We start from the raw sequence: 21487 nt of genomic DNA, 5'->3' as shown, positions 1-21487 counted from the left end.
TATTGCAGGAGACGCGATGCACCAGAAACCATCTGGACGCAGCCGAAGGCCGCCACGACGACAGCCGGCGGGCGCGAGAAGCGCGGCGAGCAAGCCGTATTTTTGCGGGCGTCCGGGCGTCCGGGCGACCCCTGGCCACGATACCGGCGGGCTTCCGTGGGAGCCCTTCAGTCGACGATGCGTTGCACCGTCTGCGGGTTGTAGCTGGAAAAGGCGCCTTCGCACTCCGTAACGGCTTTGGCCGGGTCGGGGATGCCGGTGGTGCGCAGGGCGAGCGCATTCTTGGGCAGGCGGACTTCCTCGAAACGCTCCGCCGCCACGGTGCCATCCGGCAACACATAGAGCCGGACCCGGGCCATGCCCGCGCGTTTCGTGTCTGCCTGCTTGAAGGCGGGCACGGGGACGCTGGCTTCGTGCCAGCGTGCGGGCGCGTCGCTGGTCTGCCAGCGCAGTCGCAGCGCTTGGTTCAGGTGGACGAGCGCCGGGCCGGCGGTGTGGGCGGGGCTGCAGTTTCTGGCCGTTTGCGGCGGGATTGCGCGCTCGCCCAGGTCGTGGGTCTGGCCATTGATTTCGAGTCTGGCCAGCGCTTGGCCGCCGTGATTTTCCACGGTGAATATCGTGAGCCCCGGGATTTGCGCCGCTTCCATGTCTTGTTCGGTCATCCCAGAGAAGCGCGCGAGCGCCGGCGCGACTTCCACGTGATCCGGGTAATGGAAGTACTGGTAAACGACCAGCCCCGCCTCGCCGTATTTGTAGGCCTTGCGCAGGGCGTCGAACTGAGGATAGGGCAGTTGCCGCAGCGGCCGCACCGGGCCCGGGCTGCCATCGGGCAACGCATAACGATATTGCGCCACGTCGGATTTCAGCCGGGTGCCGTCATAGGGAAATTCGCCGCTCTCGGTGGCGCCCTGGGTCGGGTAGCGGCTGAAGCGGGCGAACCGGATTTCGTCGGCGGCGTTGGGCGCAAGATGCCGTTGCGCACCGGTGCTGGGCACGCTGCCACGCAGATCCAGCCAGAGGTCGCTGCCGGTGAAGTTGACGTGGGTTTCGACGATGGCCGGATGGGCTTCCTGGAACGCCTGCTGGCGGCCTTCTCTTACTTGCTCGCTCACCGGCACGATCGATACCGCGAGCAGGGTGGGCAGCAGCATCCAGGCATGCGCCCACGCCGGGATCTGCGCGCGATCGCGCAGCATGTAGGCGATCCACGTGACGGCCAACAGGACGGCCAGCGGTCCGCCGAACAAAATCGCGTAGCTCAGCAGCGCCGCGGCGCCCCAGCCGAGGTTGTCGCTGGAGATCGCGAAGAGGCTCAGCGCGCCGAGCCAGGCGGCGAGAATCAGGGAAACCAGGATGCCGAATCGGTAGGTCTTTTTATTCACTCGGGATCTCACGACAACCGCCGGCCAGTGCGGCGGAGTATGGCGGGCCTGTGCGCTGACGATGCTTTGCCGCGCGCTCGGGGGCCAGACTACCACTTCCCATCGGCATGAACGAAGGCGCCGCCCTTGCAGCCTCTACGGCACGGCCAGGTCGCGAAACCCAACAAAGGTGTCAGACTGCATTTTTCGGAACGCGTTGCCTCCGAACAAAGGTGTCAGACTGCATTTTTTCCGCCCGCTCAGGGTGATGTGGCATCCCCTGCGGGGGTGGGCAAGATGGTTGCTCGCCTTGATAAATGCAGTCTGACACCTTTGTTCGGGTCCGGGGCGTCCGCGAAAAATGCAGTCTGACACCTTTGTTTGGGTCCGGGGCGTCCGCGAAAAATGCAGTCTGACACCTTTGTTTGGGTCCGGGGCGTCCGCGAAAAATGCAGTCTGACACCTTTGTTTGGGTCCAGGGCGGCCGCGAAAAATGCAGTCTGACACCTTTGTTTGGGTCCAGGGCATCCACGAAAAATGCAGTCTGACACCTTTGTTTGGACGCCTTTGTTTGGGGCCGGCAGAAAGAGAAACGCGCAGGTGCCCCCGGGGAGGGCAGGCTGCGCGTTTTCTTTGGGGGCGAGCGGGGGAGGTCAGTCCAGGCCCTGGAGGGTTTCGGCGGGGACGCGGACCTGGCCTTCCATCAGGACCCGTGCGCTGCGGCTCATGATGGCTTTGGTGACGCGCCACTGGCCGTTTTCGAGCTGGGCCTGGGCGCCGACGCGCAGGGTGCCGGAGGGGTGGCCGAAGCGCACGGCTTCGCGCTCGCCGCCGCCGGCGGCGAGGTTGACCAGCGTGCCGGGAATGGCGGCGGCCGTGCCGATGGCGACGGCTGCGGTGCCCATCATCGCGTGGTGCAGCTTGCCCATGGAGAGCGCGCGCACGCGCAGGTCGATGTCGCCGGCCTTGACTGCCTTGCCGCTCGACGCGGTGTAGTCGGCGGGCGGCGCCACGAAGGCGATCTTGGGCGTGTGCTGGCGCTTGGCGGCGTCGGCGAGGTCCTGGATCAGGCCCATGCGCAGCGCGCCGTGGGCGCGCAGGGTTTCGAAGCGCGCCAGGGCGTCGGCATCGCCGTTGATCGCGTCCTGCAGCTCGCTGCCGCTGTAGCCGATGGCCTCGGCGTTGACGAAGATGGTCGGGATGCCGGCGTTGATGAAGGTGGCCTCGAGCTTGCCGAAGCCCGGCACCTCGAAGGTGTCGACCACGTTGCCGGTCGGGAACATCGCGCCGCCCGCATCGCCTTCGCCCTCGTCGGCCGGGTCGAGAAACTCGAGCTGCACTTCGGCCGCCGGGAAGGTGACGCCGTCGAGCTCGAAGTCGCCGCTCTCCTGCACCTCGCCGTTCACCATCGGGATGTGGCCCAGGATGGTCTTGCCGATGTTGGCCTGCCAGATGCGGATCACGGCGGTGCCGTTCTCGGGCACGCGGGCCGGATCCACCAGGCCCGCCGAGATCGCGAAGGCGCCCACGGCGGCGCTGAGGTTGCCGCAGTTGCCGCTCCAGTCGACGAACGCGCTGTCGATCGAGACCTGGCCGAACAGATAATCCACGTCGTGGTCGGGCCGCGTGCTGCGGTCCAGGATCACGGTCTTGCTGGTGCTGGACGTGGCCGCGCCCATGCCGTCGATCTGCTTGCCGTAGGGATCGGGGCTGCCGATCACGCGCAGCAGCAGCGCGTCGCGCGCGGCGCCGGGCTTCTGCGCCGCGGCCGGGAGGTCTTGCAGGCGGAAGAACACGCCCTTGCTGGTGCCGCCGCGCATGTAGGTGGCGGGAATGCGGAGCTGGGGAAGGTAAGCCATGTCGTTGCGTCCTTGCAGACTGCGGCGGCGCTCACGCGAGCGCCGCCGGGATGAGGTTCAAGCCGCCTGCGTCGATTCCAGGAAATCCTGCGCGAACCGCTGCAGCACGCCGCCGGCCTCGTAGATCGAGACCTCTTCGGCGGTGTCGAGGCGGCAGGTCACCGGCACCTCGGCGCGTTCGCCGTTGCGGCGGTGGATCACCAGCGTGAGCGTGGCGCGCGGCACGCGCGCGCCGATCACGTCGAACGACTCCGTGCCGTCGATGGCCAGCGTCTTGCGGTTGGTGCCGGGCAGGAATTCCAGCGGCAGCACGCCCATGCCGATCAGGTTGGTGCGATGGATGCGCTCGAAGCCTTCGGCCGCGATGGCCTCCACGCCGGCCAGGCGCACGCCCTTGGCGGCCCAGTCGCGCGACGAGCCCTGGCCGTAGTCGGCGCCGGCGATGATGATGAGCGGCTGCTTGCGGTCCATGTAGGTCTCGATGGCCTCCCACATGCGCACCACCTTGCCCTCGGGCTCGATGCGCGCCAGCGAGCCCTGCTTGATCTCGCCGTCGACCACCGCCATCTCGTTGATGAGCTTGGGGTTGGCGAAGGTGGCGCGTTGCGCCGTCAGGTGGTCGCCGCGGTGCGTGGCGTAGGAGTTGAAGTCTTCCTCGGGCAGGCCCATCTTCGCCAGGTATTCGCCGGCCGCGCTGTCGGCCATGATGGCATTCGACGGCGAGAGGTGGTCGGTGGTGATGTTGTCGCCGAGCACCGCGAGCGGCAGCATGCCGCGCAGGGTGCGCTCGCCGGCCAGCGCGCCTTCCCAGTAGGGCGGGCGGCGGATGTAGGTGCTCTGCGGGCGCCACGCGTACAGCGGATCGGTCTTCTCGCCGCTCGCTTCGGCGAACGTGAACATCGGCTCGTACACCTTGCGGAACTGCTCCGGCTTGACGCTGGCAGCCACCACCGCGTCGATCTCCGCATCGCTCGGCCAGATGTCCTTGAGCCGCACCGGCTTGCCGGCGGCATCGGTGCCCAGCACGTCGCGCTCAATGTCGAAGCGCACGGTGCCGGCGATGGCGTAGGCGATCACCAGCGGCGGCGAGGCGAGGAAAGCCTGCTTGGCGTAGGGATGGATGCGGCCGTCGAAGTTGCGGTTGCCCGACAGCACCGCGGTCGCGTAGAGGTCGCGATCGATGATCTCCTGCTGGATCACCGGATCGAGCGCGCCGCTCATGCCGTTGCACGTGGTACAGGCAAACGCCACGATGCCGAAGCCCAGCGCTTCGAGATCGGGCAGCAGGCCCGATTCCTCGAGGTAGAGCTGCACGGCCTTGGAGCCCGGCGCGAGCGAGCTCTTCACCCAGGGCTTGCGCGCGAGGCCGGCGCGGCGGGCGTTGCGCGCGAGCAGCGCGGCGGCGATCACGTTGCGCGGGTTGCTGGTGTTGGTGCAGCTCGTGATGGCGGCGATGATGACCGCGCCGTCGGGCATCTCGCCCGGCTTCTCTTCCCAGGCGCCGGCGATGCCGCGCGCCGCCAGGTCGGTAGTGGGCAGGCGCTTGTGCGGGTTCGAGGGGCCGGCCATGTTGCGCACCACCGTCGAGAGATCGAAGCCCAGCATGCGCTCGTACTCGGCGTGCTTCAGGTCGTCGGCCCACAGGCCCGCCTGCCGGGCGTAGGTTTCCACCAGCTTCACCTGCGCGTCGTCGCGGCCGGTGAGGGTGAGGTAATCGATGGTCTGGCCGTCGATGTAGAACATCGCGGCCGTGGCGCCGAACTCCGGCGTCATGTTGGAGATCGTGGCGCGATCACCGATCGTCAGCGCGCTCGCGCCTTCGCCCAGGAACTCGATGTAGGCGCCCACCACCTTCTCGCGGCGCAGGAATTCGGTGAGGGCCAGCACGATGTCGGTGCAGGTGATGCCGGGCTGCGGCCGGCCGGTGAGCTCCACGCCCACGATGTCCGGCAGCCGCATCCACGAGGCGCGGCCCAGCATCACGTTCTCGGCCTCCAGGCCGCCCACGCCGATGGCGATCACGCCCAGCGCGTCCACGTGCGGAGTGTGGCTGTCGGTGCCGACGCAGGTGTCGGGGAACGCCACGCCGTCGCGCACCTGCACCACCGGCGACATCTTCTCCAGATTGATCTGGTGCATGATGCCGTTGCCCGGCGGGATCACGTCGACGTTGCGGAACGCCTGCTTGGTCCAGTTGATGAAGTGGAAGCGGTCTTCGTTGCGCCGGTCTTCGACCGCGCGGTTCTTTTCGAACGCGTCCTTGTCGAAGCCGGGGTACTCCACGGCCAGCGAGTGGTCGACGATCAGCTGCGTCGGCACCACCGGGTTGATCTTGGCGGGGTCGCCACCGGCATCGGCGATGGCGTCGCGCAGGCCGGCCAGGTCGACCAGCGCGGTCTGGCCCAGGATGTCGTGGCACACCACGCGCGCCGGGAACCACGGGAAGTCCATGTCGCGGCGGCGCTCGATCAGCTGCTTGAGCGAATCGGTGAGCGTGGCCGGATCGCAGCGGCGCACCAGGTTTTCGGCCAGCACGCGCGAGGTGTAGGGCAGCGTGGCCCAGGCGCCGGCCTGGATGTCTTCGACCGCCTGGCGCGCGTCGAAATAGTCGAGCGACGTACCGGGAAGAGGCTTGCGGTAATTCGTGTTCATGGCAGAGATATACCCATAGCGGCAGGCATCGGCGCGTCGTCCGCATCGGGTGGATGCGGACGGCACGCCAGATCCGTGATCGGTTGCGTGTCCAGATCTACGTCGTCCAGTGTCTCCGGGCCAAGGTCCTTGGCGGCTGGATGCGTATTGTTCTTTTGCTGCGTTGCCCAAACAGGTGCCGGCGGGCTCGTCCGGCCAAGACCGGGCAGGCCCGCTGAATCGGGGCGCAGATAGTGTAGACCGGATGCGGGCAATCGGCCGCAGGGGTGGGATGGCCCCGGGGAAGACAGTCCGGGGCGCGGCCGGCCTGCCGGCGCCGGCCGCCGCGCGCGCCGGGGGCTGGCAGGCGTGCGGCGCGGGGAAACGCGGCGCCGGGCCGGTCCCGGTCAGTCCGGGCCGACCCCGATGAAGCCGGGCCGACCCCGATGAAACCGGGCCGGCCCTACAGCGACCTCAGGCGGTGCGGCCCAGGCAGTCGGCGTTCTTCGGATTCTTCAGCGCCCGGCGCGCGTAGTAGTCGAACGCAATGGCGTTGCGCTTGGGGCGCAGGATCCAGTCATGCGCCTCCTTGCCCAGCGCCGGGTCGATGGGCTTGACCTCGCCCGCGGCCATCGCGAGCAGTTGCATGCGCGCGGCGCGTTCGAAGGCGAGCGCCAGCACGCAGGCCTCCTCCACCGACGAGCCGGCGATCAGGAGGCCGTGATGCGACAGCATCAGCGCGCGCTTGCTGCCCAGCGCGCCGGAGATGAGCTCGCCCTCTTCGTTGCCCACCGGCACGCCGGGCCAGTGGCCGACGAAGGCCACGTCGTCGTACAGCACGCAGTTGTCCATGTGCGAGACCACCAGCGGCTGCTCCAGCATGCCGAGCGCGGCGGTGTGCGCCGCATGGGTGTGGATGATGCAGTTGACGTCAGGGCGGGCCCGGTAGACCCAGGAATGGAAGCGGTTGGCCGGATTCGGCATGCCGTCGCCTTCGAGCACGTTCAGGTGCTCGTCGACCACCAGCAGGTTGTCCTCAGAGATCTCGTCGAAGCCAAAGCCGAGCCGTTGCGTAAGGAACTGGCCCTCGACGCCGGTGCGGCTCGTGATCTGGCCGGCGAGGCCCGAGTCGTGGCCGTTGTCGAACAGGATCCGGCACGTGAGCGCGAGCTTCTGCCGCAGCGTGTAGGCGCTGTCGGCGAACTCGGCGTCCATCTTGCTCGTCGATTGGGAAACCAGCGTGGCCTTGTCCAGATTGAAGGTGTCGGGTTGGTTCATGGTGAAGCCTCAGGCGTGTTCCGCCGTGGAAAGATTGCGTTCGGGCTGGCCCGGGAAGAGCGCCTGGTAGCCGTCCAGGGCCTCCAGGCGGGCCAGCCAGTGCCGGATCGCGGGATAGGGGTCGAGCGCGATGCCGCCCATCGGCGCCATCCGTGTGTAGGGATAGAGTGCCACGTCGGCGATCGAGGGATGCGTCGGCGTGGCGACCCACCCGGCCGGACCCTGCCGTTCGAGTTGCGCCTCGAGCACGTCCAGCGCGGCGCGCGCCGCCGCGGCATGGCCGACGAACAGCGGGCTGTCCGGGTCGGCATCCCGATGCAGGGCCAGGTGCAGGCGCAACTGCGCGAGCGGCTTCATGTGGCGATCCTGCTCGAACCCCATCCAGCTCAGCACGCGCGCCTGGGCCACGGTGTCGGCGGGCCACCACGCGGTGCCCTGCGCCAGATAGAACAGGATGGCCTGCGATTCGGGCAGGTGCGAGCCGTCGGGCAGCTGCAGCACCGGCACGTGCGCCATCGGCGCCAGCGCGAGAAACTCGGGCCGGGCCAGGTCGCCGCGGTCGATCGACAGCGTGCGGCGCACGAGCGGCACGCCCGCCAGGCTCGCCATCAGGCGCACCTTCCAGGCGTTGCCCGAACGCAGGGTGTCGTACAGGATCATCGTCGTGCTCCTTCAGTCGAGGCGGGTGCCCGCGGCCTGGATGACCTTGGACCATTTTTCGGTTTCGCGCGCAACGTGTTGGCGATAGGCCTCCGGGCCGGTGGGCAGGGGTTCGATGCCCATCTCCGTGAGACGCGACACGACTTCCGGACGTTGCAGCGCGCGCGTCAGCGCCTGGTTCAACACCTCGACCCGGTCCGCCGGCGTACCGGCCGGCGCCACGAGCGCGTTCCACGAACCGATCTGGAAGTCGGGAATCCCTTGCTCGACGCTGGTCGGGATGCCCGGTTCCGCCGGGCTGCGTTTGGCGGCCGCGATGGCCAGCACCTTGAGGCGATTGGCCTTGGCCTGCGGCTGAATCACCGGAATCGCGTCGATGACGATGTCGACCTGTTTGCCGATCGCGGCGTTGACCGCCTCGGCGCCGCTCTTGAAGGGAATGTGCAGAATGTCGGTCTGGGTGGCGAGCTTGAACAGCTCGATGCCCAGGTGCGGCGAGCTGCCATTGCCGGCGGAGCCGAAGTTGAGCTTGCCCGGATTCGCCTTGGCATAGCTCACCAGGCTCTTGAGGTCGGTCACGCCCGGCACGTCGCCGATGGCCAGCACATAGGGCGAGTTGCTCACCAGCGAGATCGGCGTCATGGCCGCGGGGTCGTAGTTGAGCTTGGAATACAGCATCTTGTTGACCACCTGCGTGCCCACGGTGCCGAGCAGGATCGTGTAGCCGTCGGGCTTGGCGCCGGTCAGGGTCTGGGCGGCGATGGCGCCGCCCGCGCCGGGGCGGTTTTCCACCACCACCTGCTGCTTGAGCTCTTCGCCCAGGTACTGGCCGACCAGGCGGCCGGCGACGTCGGTGATGCCACCGGCGCCGAAGGGGATGATCAGCCGGATCGGCTGCGACGGGTAGGTATCGGCGGCCGCGATTTGCGGCATGGCAGCGCTGATGCTAAACAGGGCTGCGAAAATGAGCGGTTTGCAACGGTTTCCGAACGCCATGACATTTTCTCCAAGGGGGCAGTGTCGAATAGGAACTCTGTTGTTATTTAAGACACAAAAGCGATTCTAGGACACAAGTGTCCTAAAGGAAAGAAATGTCCGTCAAGCTGAAATTGCTCCGTGTGCAGTCGGGGAAAACCCTGGAGGAGCTGGCCCAGGCGACCGAACTGACCCGGAGTTACCTGTCCAAGCTCGAGCGCGGCGTGTCGACGCCGTCGATCAGCGCGGCGCTGCGGATCGCCAAGGCGCTGGGCGTGACGGTTGAGGAGCTGTTCGCCGAGGGCTCGGAAAGCGATCCGGTCGTGATCAACCGCGCGCCGTCCGGCAGGCATCGCGGCGAGCCGGGGCCGCGGCTGGTGTCCGGCACGCTGCCGGGCCACAAGATGGTGGCGTTCGTGCTGTCGCCCACCGACGAGCCCGTGCGCAACCATCCGATGAGCCATCACAAGGGCGAGGAGCTGCTGTTCGTGCTCAAGGGCAAGATCAGCCTGCAACTGGCGCGCCGCACCGAGCAACTGGGTGCGGGCGACAGCGCCCACTTCAATTCCAGCATTCCGCACAAGATCACTTCCGTCGGCACGCAGCCGGCCAAAGTGCTGCTCGTGATCGCGAGCGAAGAATAGGTTTTCGACCCGGCCGCTTCCCCACCCCTCACATAAGGAACCCCGTCATGCCGTTGCCCTCCCTGTTCGTCCGCGCGTGTCTGCTGGCCCTCGGCGCGCATGCCGCCGCACAGGCTGCCCCGCCGACCGCGCAGCGGTCGCAGCTCAAGCCGGAGTGGGCGGCGTCGATGGAGCGGTTTCGCGGCAGCACCGACCGGATGCTGGGCCACGCGCCGCAGGAGAAGATGGCGCTGCTCGTCATTCCCACGCTCAACCTGGATTCGGAGCCGCAGCGCGATTTCGATGACGAGGCCACGCGCGAGCGCTATTCGCGCCAGCGGAGCATGCTCATGCGTTGGCGCAACGCGGATAAGGCGCGGCCCGGCGCCGCGGTCGGACACGGCGCCGCCAGGCGCGATTACTCCGAGTTCGGCGCGGGATTCCAGACCGCCCGCGGCCGTTTGCTGTATCAGGTGATCTCGGTGGTGCCCGGCACATACCGGCTCAACACGATCACTTACAGCCAGATGAGCGGCGTCATGCCGCGCGGCAGGACCGCGTCGACGACCGAGCTGCTGGCAAAGCGCGGCCTGGCCACGCTCACCAAGTCCGTCGGCCGCGACATCGAAAAGACCGGGCCGTGGCCGGCCCGCGCAATGGGCCAGGACGATGGCTTGGGCGAGGGCTGCGAGGTGGTGCTGAAGTTTGGCGGCGGCTGCGACGAGGCGGCGCGCGAATACCGCTGGCAGGTCGCCGCGCGCAACGCGCTGAAGGAAAACAAGGCGGAGGGATCGCTGGTGCCGGTCCTGAACACCGAGCTCACCTTTGCGCCCATCGCGGAGATCACGCTGGAAGAGGGCGAGGTGGTGCTGACCGATGGTTTCGTGCTGCCCGACGACCAGCCCAGGATGGCCGATCTGTGCACGAACACGCGCGGGTCCAAGCAAATGTGTGCGATCGAATCGATGACCTTCGAACGCCTGCCCGCCAGCATCGCGGATTTTCGCCAGGCGCCCAGCGCCGGCAGCCATGGCCTGCCGTTGCTCGAAGAATCCCTGAAAGGCCTGGTGTATCGCGCGCCCAAGCTCACGCTCAAGCCGCTGCCCGGTGGTGCGCCGGAGATGCTGCTGGCGGATTGAGCGCCGGCATCGGCCGCGCGTGGCCTGACGCGCGGCTCGCGCCGGCCGGCCCGGGGTGGGTCAGGCGCTCACGCCGGCCCGCAGCTGTTCGGCGAGCCGCGCGGCCTGGCCCTGTGCGAGCCGGGCGTTCACCTCCATCGACGTGGTCCAGAAGTACGTGCCGGCGGCGAGACTGCCGAGTACCGACACGGCGTCCAGGCGCTCGCCCCGGGCATTGCGCAGGCAGCCCGTGTCGAAGTCCAGGTCGAAGCCGCCGAGCGCGTGCGGACGGGCGTGGCCCTCGTCGCACAGCTGCCTGACCAGCGGATCGGCGGTGGTGCCGACGTCGAGCGAGAAGCTGGTGGCGTTGATGAGCCAGGGCGCGCGCAGCTCGCCGGCACGCGTCTGCACGGCGAATTCGCCGCGCGCCGCGTCGTAGGCCGCGCTGCGGAAGCCGCCGTGCACGTGCAGGCGGCCGTCGCGCAGCAGGGCCTGCAAGGTGAGCGCGTTGCGCATCGGAAACGTGGCGCGGCGTGCCATCCAGAGCGTGCGCCAATCCCGGTGAAAGCGCGCCCGTTCGTCGGCGTCGAGCGCGTGCCAGATGTGTTCGATGCGATCGTTGGTGGCGGCGGCCACCGACTGCCAGGGCCGCGGCCCGGCCTGCGAGCGGCCGATCTCCTCGTCCAGCGCGGCGCGCGCGTCGCCTGCCAGGCCGAGGATGTCGTTCGGGTCTTCGGCGCCGCCGGCGGCGCGCAGGGCCCGCCTCAGGCTGTCGAGCAGGCCGTCGAGCGTGACACGGCCATCGGCCTCGGGCTCGGGCAGGGTGGGCAGGCGTACGCCCTTGTTGTGCGGACTGCGCACCGCCGGCAGGCGGCCGTTGCGCGACACGCAGTGGATGGCGCCGCGATGGCCGCCCGCCTGTAGCGCGGCGATGGCGTCGATCGCGCTCAGGCTGGTGCCGATGATGCAGACGGCGTCGTCCGGCGCGAGCCGCGCGTTCAGCTCGGCCACCGGATACGGGCTGTTGAAATAGCCGGGCAGCGCGGCGAGCCGGGGAAAGGCCACCGAAGGCAGGTTGCCGTTGCACAGCACCACGCGCCCGGCACGCACCCGGGTGCCCTCGGCGCCCGCCACGACGGCGTCGCCTTCGGCCTGCGGCCAGACGCCGATCACGCGCTCCGCGTGGCGCGTGACGGTGATGCCGCGGCGCGCGGCGAGCGCCAGCGCGCGCGCATACAGATCGCGCAGATACAGGCCGAATGCGGGTCGCGGCGCGAAGCCGCCCGGATCGATCGTGCCCATGCCCATGTCGGACAGGAAGCGGGCGTCGCGCTGCCGCAACCAGTCGAGGAAGCCATTGGGCTCGCTGCAGACCGCGGACATGCGGTTGACCGGGATGTTGAGCAGATTGCTGGCGGCATCGGCCTGGTAGGCCGTGCCCGGCCCCACCTCCGGCTGCGGTTCGAACAGCGCGATCGACAGCGCCGCATCGGCGGGCAGGGCCTCGATCAGCTGATACAGGAACGACACGGCGACGGAGCCGCCGCCGACGATGGCCACGTGCGCGCGGGATGCGGACATGCTGGAGTACTCCTTGGTGCGGGATGGGGCGGCCCGGCGCGCGTGCGGCCGGGCCGGGAACTCACTTCTTGGCCGTGCGGGTGGTGGAGCGGTGCACCACCGCGGCCCACTTCTCGATTTCGGCCGACACCACCTTGTCGGTGCCGCCCGGCGTAGTGGGCGTGGCCTGCGCGCCCAGCTTGGCCGCGCCTTCGCGCAGCTGCGGCAGGGCGCCGGCCTTCTGCATCGCCTGCGACATCTTCTCGATGGCCTGCGGCGGCGTGCCGTTGGGCGCGAGCAGCGCGTAGGTGGTGGCTACCGCGTAGCCCTGCACCCCTTGCTCGGCCAGCGTCGGCACGTCGGGCAGCGCGGGCGCCCGCGTGTCGGTGGTGACGCCCAGGATGCGGATCTTGCCGCTCGCCATCTGCGGCAGCAGCGCGGGCAGCGTGTCGATCACCATGTCGATCTGGCCGCCGAGCAGGTCGGTCACGGCGGGGCCGCTGCCGCGATAGGGCACGTGCAGGATCTCGGTGCCGGTCATCTGCTTGAACAGCTCGCCGGCCATGTGCTGCGAACTGCCGTTGCCGGCCGAGCCCATCGTGAGCTTGCCGGGCCGTGCCTTGGCCAGCGCGATCAGCTCCTGCGCCGACTTCGCCGGCACCGCGGTGTTCACGGCCAGCGCCATCGGCATGGTGATCGCGACGGATACGCCCTTGAAGTCCTTCACGAAACTGTAGTTCTGCTTGTCGAGCAGCGACGCGTTGATGGCGAGGCTGCCGAGCGCGCCCATGAGCACGGTGTAGCCATCGGGTGTTGCGCGCGCAACGGCCTCCGCGCCCACCTCGCCGCCGGCGCCCGCCTTGTTCTCGACCACCACGGTCTGCTTCAGGAAGTCGCCCATGTGCTGGGCGTAGAGCCGGGCGGCCACGTCGGTGGCGCCGCCCGGCGGGTAGGGCACGATCATCCGGATCGGCCGGTCGGGCCAGTCCGCCGCGTGCGCGGCGGCGACGAAGTTGCCGCTGATGGCAGCGGCGAGAAACAGCAGTAGGTACTTGCGCATGATGGCTTGTCTCCGTTGTGTTTTTGTCGCCGCAAGCTGCGCGGCCTGCTTCTTATGAATCCTAAAATATAGGAAGTGCATCCCAAATTAGGCTTAACAAGAATCCCACGCGGTGATATTCTGGTCAAGCAATGAACGAAATCTCAGGGTTTCTCTTGAGACTCGATTCACAAGAATCAGGATTCAAAAACAGCGAGGCGACATGGATCACAAGCAAGCATTGGCCGGCGTGCGGGTCATCGAGGTGTGCAATGTGGCCGCGGGCCCGTTCTGCGGCATGCTGCTCGCCGACATGGGCGCCGATCTCATCAAGATCGAGCATCCCGAGGGCGGCGACACCCTGCGGGCCTGGCCGCCGATGAACGCGGGCTATAGCGAAAACTTCGCTTCCCTCAATCGCAACAAGCGTTCGGTCACGCTCAATCTGAAGGACCCGGCCGACGCCGAGCTGGCGCGGCGCCTGATCGACGATGCCGACGTGCTGCTGGAGAACAACCGGCCCGGCGTGATGGAACGTCTCGGGCTCGGCTACGCGGCCCTGTCGGCGCGCAACCCGCGCCTGATCTATTGCTCGATCTCCGCCTATGGCCAGACCGGGCCGCGCTCGCAGGAGGGCGGCTTCGACCTCACCATCCAGGCCATGAGCGGCATCATGAGCGTCACCGGCGAGGCGGGCGGCGCGCCCGTCAAATGCGGCGTGCCGCTGGCCGACTTCACCGCCGGCCTCTACGCCGCCACCTCGATCTCGGCCGCGCTGCGCGTGGCCGAGCGCACCGGCCAGGGCACGCATCTCGACGTGGCCATGCTCGGCGTCACGCTCGGCATCGCGGCGCTGCAGACCTCGGAATACTTCGGCAGCGGCAAGGATCCGCAGAAGCTGGGCTCGGCCCACCCGCGCAACGCGCCCTACCAGGCGTTCCGCTGCCGCGACGGCTACTTCGGCATGGCGGCCGGCAACAATGCGCTGTGGCGCTCGGTGTGCGAGATCGTCGGCCACCCCGAGCTGGTCGAAGACCCGCGCTACGCCACCACCACCCTGCGTGCGCGCAACCAGGCCGAGCTGCGCGACTTCCTCGAGGCGCTGTTCATGCAGGACGACGGCGCCAACTGGCTGCGCAAGTTCCGCGAGCGAGGCGTGCCGTGCGCGCCGATCAACAGCTATTCCGAGGTGCTGGCCGATCCGCAGGTCGAACACATGGAGTGGGTGCGGCCGCTCACCCTGCCCAACGGCCAGACCACCCGTAGCGTCGGCGCGCCGGTGCGCATCGACGGGGCCGGCACGCCGATCCGGATGCGTCCGCCCGCGTTGGGCGAGCACACCGATGAAATCCTGGGCGCGCTGCGCGCCGCCGAGAAGGAGCCGGCATGAGCCTGGTCGACGTGAGCCACGATGCAGGCCTGTGCCGCATCACCCTGCAACGCGCCGACAAGATGAACGCGCTGTCGGCCGAGCTGGTCGATGCGCTGATCGCGGCGGTGGACGAGGCCCATGCGCGCGACAGCGCGGCCATCGTGTTCCGGGGCGAGGGCCGGAATTTCAGCGCGGGTTTCGATTTCGGCGGCTATGCCGAACAGAGCGAGGGCGACCTGTTGTTGCGCTTCGTGCGGCTGGAGCAGCTGCTGCAGAAGGTCGCGGCCTCGCCCGCCCTCACGCTGGCGCTGGCGCACGGCAAGAACTTCGGCGCCGGCGTGGACCTGTTCGGCGCCTGCCGCCTGCGCGTGGCCACGCCCGACGCGAGCTTTCGCATGCCCGGGCTGAAGTTCGGCCTGGTGCTGGGCACGCGCCGCTTCGCCGACCTGGTGGGCGCGCAGACGGCGCACGACGTGTTGATCCACACCCGCACGTTCTCCGCCGAGTCGGCGTTGCAGATGGGCTTTGCGACCCGCCTGGCGCACGTCGACGAATGGGCCGCGATCGCCACGGCGGCGCTCGACAGCGCGCGCGAGCTCAGCCCCGCCACGCGGGCGCAGCTGCATGCCGTGCTGGGTGGCGCGCAGCACGATGCCGACCTCGCCAGTCTGGTGCGATCGGCGGCGGCGCCGGGGCTGAAAGACCGCATCCACGCTTACCTGAATCCCTAGGTTCTGATGCCGACGCTGACAGCGAGCAGCGCGGCGTTTCTGGAGTGAGACATGACATCAGGCTTCAATCAACCGGGCAAGCAGATCGCGCTGTCGGCGCTGGCGGCCCGTATTCCGGACGGCGCGTCAGTGGCGCTGGGCGGCAGCTTCCTGCATCGCGGGCCGTTCGCGCTGGTGCGCGAACTGATCCGGCAGCAGCGCCGCGACCTGGAGATCATCAAGCAGTCGCCGGGCTACGACATCGACATCCTGTGCCGTGCCGGCGTGGCGACGCGTGCGCGCGCCGGCATCGTGGCGATGGAGGGCAACTTCGGCCTGGCGCCCTGGTACCGCAAGGCCATCGAGCGCGGCCAGCTCAAGCTCGAAGAACATGCCTGCGCCAGCCTCACCGCGGGGCTGCGCGCGGCGGCCTTCGGCGTGCCGTTCATGCCGTGCGGCGGCCTGCACGGCAGTGATCTGCCGGCGCTCAACGACTGGAAGCTGCTCGACGACCCGTATGGCAGCGGCGCCAGCACCTACCTGATTCCGGCGATAAAGCCCGATTTCGCGGTGCTGCAGGTTTCCGAGATCGACCGCCTGGGCAACGCGCGGGTGCACGGCACGGCGCACTGGGACCGCATCATGTCGCGTTCGGCCGGCACGGTGCTGGTGGTGGCGGAGCGGCTGGTCGAGACCGAGGTGTTCGAGGCCCAGCCCGAGGCCACGCTGCTGCCGTACTTCATGGTGGAGGCCTTCACCGTGCTGCCGGGCAGCGCCTGGCCGGGCTCGTGCACGCCGTACTACGACATCGATTATCCGGCGGTCGAGCGCTACATGGACACCGAACGGTCATTGGCGGCCCACATGGCCGAGGTGCCCGAGCTCAAGGAGGCCGCGCATGTCTGACGCATTTTCCCCCTTCGAACACGTGGTGCTGGGCCTGGCCCGCTTCATCCGCCCCAACGAGATCACGTTCAGCGGCGTGAACTCCACGCCGCCCATGCTGGCCTGCCTGCTCGCCAAGCAGGCCTACGATTTCGACTTCATCTACATCAACGTGGCCGGCGGCGTCGACCCGCGCCCGGCCTCGATCCCGATCTCCAGCTCCGACCCGCAACTGGCGGCCCACACCGCGTCGATCTTCTCGAATGAGGATTTCTACGACCTCTGCACGCGCGGCAAGATGGACCTGACCTTTCTCGGCGCGGCCCAGATCGACGGCGATGGTTGCGCCAACAACTCCTGCATCGGCGACTGGCACCAGCCCAAGGTGCGGCTGCCGGGCGGCGGCGGCGGCGCGGTGATGCTGCCCACCGCGCGGCGCGCCTGCACCTGGCGCACCGAACATTCGCCGCGCACCTTCGTGCAGAAGCTGGACTTCCGCACCTCCTGGGGCGGGTTCCACGGCGTGGTGACGCCGATCGCGATCTTCATCAAGCGCGACGGCAAGCTGGCCCTGCAGTCCTGGCATCCCGAGTCGAGCCTCGAGGAGGTGCGCGAGCGCACCGACTTCGCCTTCGACGCGCAGGGCGCGGTGCCCACGCCCATGCCGACTCCCGCGGAGCGCGCAGCCCTGGCCGCGCTCGACCCGCAAGGAACATTCGAACGCGACGCCAACGTGAAGCTGCGCTGAGGCGCGGCGCGGAGACAGGCCATGAACGCAATCCCGACCTTGCCGCAGACCTGGCAGGCAGTGTGGCGCGCGCCCGAGCTGCGCGATCGCCTGGCGCTCGTCACCGCCGGGCGCGTATGGACTTATCGGCAGCTCGACGACGCCGTGCGCGGCGCGGCCGGCGGCCTGCGCCGCGCCGGCGTGCAGCCGGGCGACTACGTGGCGCTGGCGCTGGAGCGTGGCCCCGCGCAGGTGATCGCGCTGCTGGCCTGCATCGCCGCCGGCGCCTGCCCGTGTCCGCTCGAGCCGCGCATCGCCGCCGAGGAAACCGCGCGCCGCGTGCAGGCGGTGGGGCTGCGCTGGATCGTGCACGACGGCGACAACGCCGCGTGCGCGGCCGCCTCCGGCCTGGCGTCCGCGCACCTGCTGGCCTGGGACGCCCTGCAGGATGCGCCGCCCTATTGGGCGGCAGACCCCGCGCCGGGCGACGCCGCGCTGCTGCTGTTCACCTCGGGCAGCACCGGCAAGCCCAAGGGCGTGCTGCTGTCGCACCGGGGGCTGGCGCGCAACACGGCCGGCATCCTCGCGCACACGGCGCTCGGCCCGCAGGACGTGCTGCTGCACCTGATGCCGCTGCACCACACCAACGCGATCAACAATCAGGTGTTCGCACCGCTGGCCTGCGGCGCCGCCATTGCGCTGGCCGAGCGCTTTCGCGCCGAGGCGCTGCCGCAGGTGCTGTCGCAGTTCCAGCCGACGATCCTGACCGGCGTGCCGACCATGTATGCGCGCATGCTGCAACAGACCTTCGCGCCCGACGCCTTTGCACGGCTGCGGCTGCTGCGCTGCGGCTCGGCGCCCATCACCACCACGCTGCATCGCGAGATCGAGGCCTTCACCGGCTGCGAGCTGGTGGTGTCGTACGGCCTGTCGGAGGCGACCTGCACCTCGACCATGAACCCGCCGGGCGCGCGCCGCATCGGCACGGTCGGCACGGTGCTGGCCGGGCAGGCGGTGGCGCTGCTCGATGCCGCGGGCAATCGCGTGCCCGACGGCGCGGAGGGCGAGATCTGCATCGGCGGCGACGCGCTGATGCTGGGCTATCTCGGCCACGATGGCGACGATCCGGTGCGCGACGGCTGGCTGCGCACCGGCGACCTGGGCCGCTTCGACGCCGACGGCTATCTCAGCATCACCGGCCGCATCAAGGAAGTGATCATCCGCGGCGGCGAGAACCTTTCGCCGAAGTTGATCGAGGACGTGCTGGTGACCTTGCCCGGCATCGCGGCGTGCTGCGTGGTGGCGCAGGCGGATGCCGACCTGGGCGAAGTGCCGGTGGCGGTGGTGGTGGCCGCCGCCGACACGGCGCCGCCGGCCGATGCCGACATCCGCGCGCTGGTGCAGGCGCGGCTCGGTCGCATCTATGTGCCGCAGGCGGTTTATCTGCGCGAGGCCTTGCCCGAGAATGCCGTGGGCAAGGTCGATCGCAAGGCGCTGGCGCAGTGGGTGCAGGCCCAGGCGGCCGAGCGCGCGCTGGCCGCGTGAAGTACGAGCGGGCCGACGGGCGCCGGCCGCGCCCGCCGTTCAGGGCTTCTTGTGGCCGAGCGCCGCCGAGATGTCGGCGGCACAGGTCTTGACCTCGACGGCCAGCTCCTTGGCGCGGCCCAGCGACAGACGATCCAGCGGGCCGGAGATGCCGATGGCGCCCACCACGTCGTCGAGGGCATTGAAGATCGCCACCGCCACGCCACCCACGCCGTCGCGCCACTCGCCGCGATTGAGCGCATAGCCGGCGCGCACCGCGCGCCGCAGGTCTTCCTTGAGCAGCGGCAGGGTGGTGATGGTGGCGCCGGTGTGGCGCGCCAGCGTCTCGGCGTAGGTTTCGAGATACCCCTCCGGCTGGTAGGCCAGCAGGGCCTTGCCGGTGGCCACCGCGTAGGCCGGCGCGCGGCCGCCGATCATGGAATAGGCGCGGATCGGCTGCGGGCTGTCGATCTTGTCGATATAGACCACCTCGATGCCGTCGAGCACCGACAGGTGCACGGTCTCGCCCGTGTCGGCCGCCAGCTTGCGCATGGCCGGCCCGGCGATGCGGCGCAGGTCGAGGTGACCGAGCTGGCGCGCGGCCAGCTCGAACAGCCGGATGCCGCCGCGATAGCCGGTGTCGTCGTCGCGCTCGATGTAGCCGGCGTGCATCAGGGTCTGCAGCGTGCGGTGCGTGTTGCTGCGTGTCAGGCCCACCCGCGCGGCCAGCTCCTCGATCGTGCGCGACGGGTGTTCGACGTCGGTCACGGCCTCCAGAACCGTCAGCCCCTTGAGCAGTGTCTTGTCCATGCAGCGTTCCTGAATGTTGGGAATCTCAGGCATTCTACACGCGCGTCAACGCCGAAATCTGCGGATTCGCCTCGAATTCGGGCGAATCAGCGTGTCCAGATTTCGTTATCGAAAAACCAAATATCGGGACCTGCGCTCAGGCGCAGAGATGCTCGGTGAGCCGCGCCATCATCGCATCGCAGGCCGCGATCTGTGCGATCTCCACGTACTCGTCGGCCTTGTGCGCCACCTCGATGCTGCCCGGGCCGCACACCAGCACGGCGGTCTGCTGCCACTGCTGGCGGAACAGGCCGCCTTCGGTGCCGAACGCCACCTTGGTGAGCGCGGTGTCGGGCGGCAGCATGGAGGCCAGCAGCCGCACGGCCGGCGCGTCGTCGGGCACCGACAGGCCGGGATAGGCGTTGACGAGCTCCACGGCGGGCGCCTGCGCCTCCGGCAGGGCGTGGGCCTCGCGCATGCGCGCGCGGGTGCGGTCGAGCACGCGCGCCAGGATCTCCGCGGGCTCGTCGGCCGCCACGTTGCGCACCTCGAAGTTCACTTCGCAGGCGTCCGGCACGATGTTGAGCGCGGTGCCGCCGTGGATCGTGCCGGCATGCACGGTGGAGTAGGGGATGGCATAGCCGTCTTCGCGGGCGCCATGCTCGGCCAGGTCGTGCTGCACGTCGCGCAGCGCCGCCACCAGGTCGGCGGCGGTGTGGATCGCGTTGATGAAACGCGGCGCGAGGCCCGAATGGCCGGCCTGCCCGCAGCACAACGCGCGATACGCCGCCTTGCCCTTGTGGCCGGTGCCGATCTTCATCAGCGTGGGCTCGCCCACCACGCACAGCATCGGCGGCGGGTCCATGTCGTCGAGCGCACGCAGCAGGTGCCGCACGCCCACGCAGCCGATCTCCTCGTCGAACGAGAGCGCGATCTGCAGGGGGCGCTGGAGCGGCTGGCCCGCGGCCCGTACCAGCGCCATCACCGCACAGGCCACGAAGCCCTTCATGTCGGCGGCGCCGCGGCCGTAGAGGCGGCCATCGCGCTCGACCGGCTCGAACGGCGGCGAGGTCCAGGGCTGGCCATCGGTGGGCACCACGTCGGTGTGGCCCGACAGCATGATGCCCGGCACGCCCGCCGGCCCGACGCTGGCGAACAGGTTGCAGCGCGACGGATCGGCGGGATCGGGCACGCGCAGCGACGCGATGCCCGCGCTCCCGAGCACCTCCTGCACGCGATCCATCAACGCGCTGTTGGGCTGGCGGGAGACCGACGGAATCGCGATCAGCTCGCGCAGCAGGTCGAGGCTGGTGGTCGGGAGGGGCAGGTTCATGCGCGGACTCGCGGAAGTAAGGTCAGGGCGCCGCATCGCGCGCGGCGCCGGAGATGTAGGGGTCGAAGAAGCTGGCCGCGCTCATGCCCGGGATGTATTGATCCGAGATGTAGGCGCGGCAGCGCTGCATGAAGGCCTGCGTGAGACGCGAGGGTTTCATGGGCTTGTAGGTCGCCATGCCGAGCAGCATGGGCCGTTGCTCGCCGGCCAGGCGCAGACGGACCAGGCGCTTGCCGTCGAGCGATTGGGTCGACTTCGGCCGCACGTTGAAGAGCGCATAGCCGATGCCATTGGCCACCATCGAGCGCACTACGTCTTCCGAGCGCGAGCGCGCCACGATGTTGGGCTCCAGGCCGGCCTTGACGAAAATCGACAGGAAGTATTCGCGGCTCATCGGCAGGTCGAGCAGCACCATGGGCTGGTGCGCCAGCTCATCGAGCGTGACGGCAAGTTGTTGCGCCAGCGGATGGAGCTCGCTCACCAACACATGCGGCGGCATGTGCGCCAGCGTTTCGAATGCGATTTCGTCGCCCAGCTGCAGGTCGTACGTGAGCGCCACGTCGATGTCCAGCGTGTGCAGCTTGTGGATCAGTTCCTGCTGGTCGCCCTCCGCCATGTGCAGTTCGACCTTCTCGAAGGCACGCGAGAAGCCGAAGATCACTTCGGGCGCGATCATGGCGGCCAGCGGCTGGAAGCAGCCCACCCGCAGCAGGCCCTGGATCGAATCGCCCGAGTTCGACGCGATCTCGTACAGCCGCGACGCGCGCTCCAGCAGGTCTTCGCATTCCTGCATGACCTGGGTGCCGAGCGGCGTGAGCGCCAACCCCTTGGAGGGATGGCGTACGAACAGCTGCACGCCCAGCTCCGTCTCGATGTGGGCGATCGCGGCCGAGATCGACGGCGGCGAAATGTGGATCTGCGACGACGCCGAGGCGATGCTGCCGTGTTTGGCAGTGGCCACGAAGTACTCCATCTGGCGCAGAGAGATGCGATTGAGCATGGTCACGCTCGAGGAAACAGGATCGGAACCGCGGCAGGCTTCC

18 protein-coding genes are annotated in these 21487 nt (G+C 68.9%); 7 read left to right on the top strand and 11 right to left on the bottom strand.

Going from position 1 to position 21487, the window contains the following annotated elements:
* Positions 1–167 precede the first annotated feature (167 nt).
* From CEG14_RS22530 to CEG14_RS22505, 6 genes are all read right to left on the bottom strand, one after another.
* Positions 168–1382 (bottom strand): CvpA family protein, encoded by a 1215-nt coding sequence (locus tag CEG14_RS22530; protein ID WP_094828656.1) that lies wholly within the window; start codon positions 1380–1382, stop codon positions 168–170.
* 632 nt (positions 1383–2014) lie between these two features.
* Positions 2015–3220, bottom strand: a complete 1206-nt coding sequence (gene prpF, locus CEG14_RS22525) for a 2-methylaconitate cis-trans isomerase PrpF (protein WP_094828655.1) — start codon at positions 3218–3220, stop codon at positions 2015–2017.
* Positions 3221–3277: 57 nt separating this feature from the next.
* Positions 3278–5872: a Fe/S-dependent 2-methylisocitrate dehydratase AcnD gene (gene acnD / locus CEG14_RS22520; RefSeq protein ID WP_094828654.1), complete on the bottom strand. Its 2595-nt coding sequence runs from the start codon at positions 5870–5872 to the stop codon at positions 3278–3280.
* A gap of 453 nt (positions 5873–6325) precedes the next feature.
* Positions 6326–7129, bottom strand: a complete 804-nt coding sequence (locus tag CEG14_RS22515; RefSeq protein WP_094828653.1) for an aldolase — start codon at positions 7127–7129, stop codon at positions 6326–6328.
* A gap of 9 nt (positions 7130–7138) precedes the next feature.
* Positions 7139–7789, bottom strand: a complete 651-nt coding sequence (locus tag CEG14_RS22510) for a glutathione S-transferase family protein (protein ID WP_094828652.1) — start codon at positions 7787–7789, stop codon at positions 7139–7141.
* Between the two features lie 12 nt (positions 7790–7801).
* Complete coding sequence (locus CEG14_RS22505; RefSeq protein WP_256985925.1) at positions 7802–8722, bottom strand: Bug family tripartite tricarboxylate transporter substrate binding protein; 921 nt, start codon at positions 8720–8722, stop codon at positions 7802–7804.
* A 158-nt stretch (positions 8723–8880) separates the two neighbouring features.
* Here CEG14_RS22505 and CEG14_RS22500 point away from each other — a divergent pair, with 158 nt between their 5' ends.
* Both CEG14_RS22500 and CEG14_RS22495 read left to right on the top strand, forming a co-directional pair.
* Complete coding sequence (locus CEG14_RS22500; protein WP_094828650.1) at positions 8881–9408, top strand: helix-turn-helix domain-containing protein; 528 nt, start codon at positions 8881–8883, stop codon at positions 9406–9408.
* A gap of 47 nt (positions 9409–9455) precedes the next feature.
* Positions 9456–10526: a hypothetical protein gene (locus CEG14_RS22495; protein ID WP_094828649.1), complete on the top strand. Its 1071-nt coding sequence runs from the start codon at positions 9456–9458 to the stop codon at positions 10524–10526.
* A 60-nt stretch (positions 10527–10586) separates the two neighbouring features.
* Here CEG14_RS22495 and CEG14_RS22490 read toward each other — a convergent pair whose 3' ends face one another.
* Together CEG14_RS22490 and CEG14_RS22485 are read right to left on the bottom strand one after the other, a co-directional pair.
* Entirely contained in the window at positions 10587–12086 is a 1500-nt protein-coding gene (locus tag CEG14_RS22490) for an FAD/NAD(P)-binding protein (protein WP_094828648.1), read from the bottom strand.
* 61 nt (positions 12087–12147) lie between these two features.
* Positions 12148–13125, bottom strand: a complete 978-nt coding sequence (locus CEG14_RS22485) for a Bug family tripartite tricarboxylate transporter substrate binding protein (protein ID WP_094828647.1) — start codon at positions 13123–13125, stop codon at positions 12148–12150.
* A gap of 202 nt (positions 13126–13327) precedes the next feature.
* On the opposite strand from CEG14_RS22485, the gene CEG14_RS22480 reads away from it, so the two are divergent.
* Genes CEG14_RS22480 through CEG14_RS22460 form a run of 5 tightly spaced genes read left to right on the top strand, consistent with a single transcriptional unit; the run spans position 13328 to position 18343 of the window.
* Complete coding sequence (locus CEG14_RS22480; protein WP_094828646.1) at positions 13328–14494, top strand: CaiB/BaiF CoA transferase family protein; 1167 nt, start codon at positions 13328–13330, stop codon at positions 14492–14494.
* Positions 14491–15207, top strand: coding sequence for an enoyl-CoA hydratase/isomerase family protein (locus CEG14_RS22475; protein WP_094828645.1), 717 nt, complete (start codon positions 14491–14493; stop codon positions 15205–15207). The genes CEG14_RS22480 and CEG14_RS22475 overlap by 4 nt, the downstream gene beginning before the upstream one ends.
* 51 nt (positions 15208–15258) lie before the next feature.
* Positions 15259–16092, top strand: coding sequence for a CoA transferase subunit A (locus CEG14_RS22470; protein WP_094828644.1), 834 nt, complete (start codon positions 15259–15261; stop codon positions 16090–16092).
* A complete protein-coding gene (locus tag CEG14_RS22465) occupies positions 16085–16819 on the top strand; it encodes a CoA-transferase subunit beta (RefSeq protein WP_094828643.1) in 735 nt (244 codons plus the stop codon). The genes CEG14_RS22470 and CEG14_RS22465 overlap by 8 nt, the downstream gene beginning before the upstream one ends.
* A gap of 21 nt (positions 16820–16840) precedes the next feature.
* The gene (locus tag CEG14_RS22460; protein ID WP_094828642.1) at positions 16841–18343 is read left to right on the top strand and encodes a class I adenylate-forming enzyme family protein; all 1503 of its coding nucleotides are present in this window, start codon (positions 16841–16843) and stop codon (positions 18341–18343) included.
* 39 nt (positions 18344–18382) lie between these two features.
* Here CEG14_RS22460 and CEG14_RS22455 read toward each other — a convergent pair whose 3' ends face one another.
* From CEG14_RS22455 to CEG14_RS22445, 3 genes are all read right to left on the bottom strand, one after another.
* Positions 18383–19132 (bottom strand): IclR family transcriptional regulator, encoded by a 750-nt coding sequence (locus tag CEG14_RS22455; protein WP_094828641.1) that lies wholly within the window; start codon positions 19130–19132, stop codon positions 18383–18385.
* Positions 19133–19268: 136 nt separating this feature from the next.
* Complete coding sequence (argE, locus tag CEG14_RS22450) at positions 19269–20444, bottom strand: acetylornithine deacetylase (RefSeq protein ID WP_094828640.1); 1176 nt, start codon at positions 20442–20444, stop codon at positions 19269–19271.
* A gap of 22 nt (positions 20445–20466) precedes the next feature.
* Positions 20467–21444 (bottom strand): LysR substrate-binding domain-containing protein, encoded by a 978-nt coding sequence (locus CEG14_RS22445; RefSeq protein ID WP_094828639.1) that lies wholly within the window; start codon positions 21442–21444, stop codon positions 20467–20469.
* Positions 21445–21487 lie beyond the last annotated feature (43 nt).

This window comes from Bordetella genomosp. 1 (assembly GCF_002261335.1).
In the GTDB taxonomy this organism is placed as follows: Bacteria; Pseudomonadota; Gammaproteobacteria; order Burkholderiales; family Burkholderiaceae_B; genus Bordetella.
Note: the sequence above shows the minus strand (reverse complement) of the source record. Positions and strands in the feature narration are given on the sequence as shown.